The organism is Streptomyces palmae, assembly GCF_004684805.1.
Lineage (GTDB): Bacteria > Actinomycetota > Actinomycetes > Streptomycetales > Streptomycetaceae > Streptomyces > Streptomyces palmae.
Genome location: NZ_SRID01000572.1, coordinates 1 through 2,786 on the forward strand (window position 1 = coordinate 1; position 2,786 = coordinate 2,786).

Annotated in this window: 3 protein-coding genes; 2 read left to right on the forward strand and 1 reads right to left on the reverse strand. The window is 74.6% G+C overall.

Annotated features, from left to right (window positions below; all coding sequences use genetic code 11):
* Positions 1-131 precede the first annotated feature (131 nt).
* Positions 132-674 (reverse strand): DinB family protein, encoded by a 543-nt coding sequence (locus tag E4099_RS31050; protein WP_135342436.1) that lies wholly within the window; start codon positions 672-674, stop codon positions 132-134.
* A gap of 99 nt (positions 675-773) precedes the next feature.
* On the opposite strand from E4099_RS31050, the gene E4099_RS31055 reads away from it, so the two are divergent.
* Both E4099_RS31055 and E4099_RS31060 read left to right on the forward strand, forming a co-directional pair.
* Positions 774-1,772, forward strand: coding sequence for a helix-turn-helix transcriptional regulator (locus E4099_RS31055; protein ID WP_135342437.1), 999 nt, complete (start codon positions 774-776; stop codon positions 1,770-1,772).
* Positions 1,773-1,861: 89 nt separating this feature from the next.
* Positions 1,862-2,662: a sugar phosphate isomerase/epimerase family protein gene (locus E4099_RS31060; protein WP_135342438.1), complete on the forward strand. Its 801-nt coding sequence runs from the start codon at positions 1,862-1,864 to the stop codon at positions 2,660-2,662.
* Positions 2,663-2,786: the final 124 nt, after the last annotated feature.

The following is a 2,786-nucleotide window of genomic DNA, read 5'->3' on the forward strand; positions in this document are numbered from 1 at the left end:
CCCCGGCTCGGCCCCCTGACGCGGGGTGCGCCGCCGTACGGGCGGCAGCCGCCCCCACCTGGCGCCACCGGACCCGACCGCACCGACCGCGAACGCCGGGCCCAAGCCGAGGCGGGACGCCCTGACACCGCTCAGCCCATGCTCTTGGCGCCGTCCAGGGACTCGCGGAGGATGTCGGCGTGGCCGGCGTGCTGGGCCGTCTCGGCGACGATGTGCATCAGCACCCGGCGGGCCGACCACTCCTCGTCGGACTCGGTCCAGGGGGCCTTCGGCAGCACCTGGACGGCGTCCAGGTCGGGCAGGGTGGCGACCAGCTCGTCCGTCCGGCGGGCCGCCTCCTCGTAGTCGGCCAGCACACCCGCGAGCGTCTCGCCGGGCAGCATCCGGAACTGCTCGGCCCGCTGGGCGTAGTCGTCCTCGGTCCACGTGGTGAAGTCGGGCATCGCGGACGGGCCCTCCACGATGAAGTCCGCCCACGTCCGCTCGACCGCGGCGACGTGCTTGATCAGGCCGCCCAGGCACAGCTCGCTGACGGTGCTCCGCCGCCCGGCCTGCTCGTCGGTGAGGTCGCGGGTGGTGAAGCGCAGGAAGTGCCGCTGCTTGGCCAGCGCCACCAGCAGGTCGGCGCGCTCGCCGGTGAGGGGCGGCTCGTTGACGGTCGTGGTCGCGCTCATGGTCTTCGCCTCCGTTGTGCGGTGCTCCGTCGGTCTGAGAACCACGGTATGGGCCATAGCGGCCACTTCCTGTCCTGAATTCCGAGGAGAATCGGGGGCATGGCGAACACCAGCACCCGAACGCTGCGGTTGCTCTCCCTCCTCCAGACCCACCGGTACTGGCCTGGCGACGAACTGGCCGACCGGCTGGGAGTCTCGGTCCGTACCCTGCGCCGGGACATCGACCGGCTGCGCGAGCTGGGCTATCCGGTCCAGGCGCAGCGCGGTGTCGACGGCGGCTACCAGCTCGCCGCCGGCGCGGCCCTGCCGCCGCTGGTGATCGACGACGAGGAGGCGGTCGCGCTGGCGGTGGGTCTGCAGGCCGCCGCGGAGGGCGCGATGGAGGGCATCGCCGAGGCCTCGGTCCGGGCGCTGGCCAAGGTGGTGCAGGTGATGCCGGCGCGCTTGCGGTCCCGGGTCGAGGCGTTGCGCGCCATGACCGTGCCCGCCGATCAGGGTGGCCTGGTCGGTGAGGGCGTCCACCCGGGCGAGCTGACCGTGGTGGCACTGGCCTGCCGCGACAGCGAGGGACTCCGCTTCTCCTACACCGCCGCCGACGGCCGGCAATCCGAACGGCAGGTCGAACCGCATCGGCTGGTCCGCCTCGGGCGCCGCTGGTACCTGGTGGCGTACGACCTGACCCGGCACGACTGGCGCAGCTTCCGGCTCGACCGGCTCACCGCGCCGCGGGGCAGCGGCGTCCGGTTCCGGCCTCGCGAGCTGCCCGCCGCCGACGCCGCCGCGTTCGTCCGGGCCGGCCTCGACAGCGTGCCCCGCACGTACCAGGTCGACGTCCTGGTGGAGGCCCCCGCCGCGACGGTCGAGGAACGGATCGGCCGGTGGAGCGGGGTCGAGGAGGTGGACGCCGACCGGTGCCGGGTGCGCATGACCTCCGAATCACTGGACTGGCCCGCCATGGCGCTCGGCGCGCTCGGCGCCGACTTCCGGGTACTCGACCCGCCCGAACTGCTCGACCTGATCAGTGACTGGGGCATCCGGTTCGACCGGGCGGCCCGGCTGGGCCACGCCCGGCCGGGCCCTTACGGCGAGGCCGATTGACCGGGCGGACCCGGCTGCCTAACGTCCGCCGTGGGGCGATGTCCGCGACCGCCGCCGCCCGTGCCGCTCCGAGACGCCCAGAGGTACCGATGAAGCTGGCCTTTTCCACGCTCGGGGTGCCCGGGCTGCCCATCCCCGAGGTGCTGCGGCTCGCCGTCGCACACGGCTACCACGGGGTGGAGCTGCGCGCCCATCCGGAGGAGCCGGTGCATCCGGGGCTGGGCCCGGCCGAACGGGCCTCGCTGGCGACCCTGTTCCAGAGTGCCGGGGTGGAGCCGCTGAGCGTCGCCGGGTACGTACGGGTCGCGGAGCCGGGCCCGGACGAGCCGGTGCTCGCCGGGCTGCGCGAGCTGACGGATCTCGCCGCGGACCTGGGCGCGGGCCGGGTGAGGGTGTTCCCCGGCGGCGGGGAGCGGCCCGAGGAGGAGGCGGACGCGGCGGCCGTACGGCGGCTCGCGGCGGCGGCACCGTACGCCGAGGACCGCAAGGTGCGGCTGCTGCTGGAGACCCATGACTCACACCCCACCGGGCACGATGTGGCCCGGGTGCTGAACGCCGCCGGGCACGTGGACGGCCTGGGCGCGATCTGGGACCTGATGCACCCGTGGCTGGGCGGTGAGGAGCCCACCGACACCTTCGCCGCGCTCGCCTCGCACCTGGACTGCGTGCAGGTCAAGGACATCGCCTCGGCGGAGGACACCAGGCCGCTGCCACTGGGTGCGGGGGTGCTGCCGCTGGGCGAGTGCCTGGAGCTGCTCAGCCGCGGGGGCTGGGACGGCTGGCTGTGCTGGGAGTACGAGAAGCGCTGGCACCCGGAGGCGGCCGAACTGCCGGAGCTGCTCGGCCCGGGCCGACGGCATCTGATGCGGCTGCTGTCCGACGCGGCCTGACCTGGCGTCACGCCGGACCCGGCATGATCCCGCGGCCGCGATCCGACACGGCCTGATCCGGTCCCGCCTGTCCCGCCCGGCGCCGCGGCATCGCCCGACCGACACCGCCCCGTCGCGCCAAGCC

What these genes read in the sequence shown, in the direction of transcription:
- E4099_RS31055 (WP_135342437.1), top strand. Translation starts at nt 774, where the DNA reads ATGGCGAACACCAGCACCCGAACGCTGCGGTTGCTCTCCCTCCTCCAG.
- E4099_RS31050 (WP_135342436.1), bottom strand. Translation starts at nt 674, where the DNA reads ATGAGCGCGACCACGACCGTCAACGAGCCGCCCCTCACCGGCGAGCGC.
- E4099_RS31060 (WP_135342438.1), top strand. Translation starts at nt 1,862, where the DNA reads ATGAAGCTGGCCTTTTCCACGCTCGGGGTGCCCGGGCTGCCCATCCCC.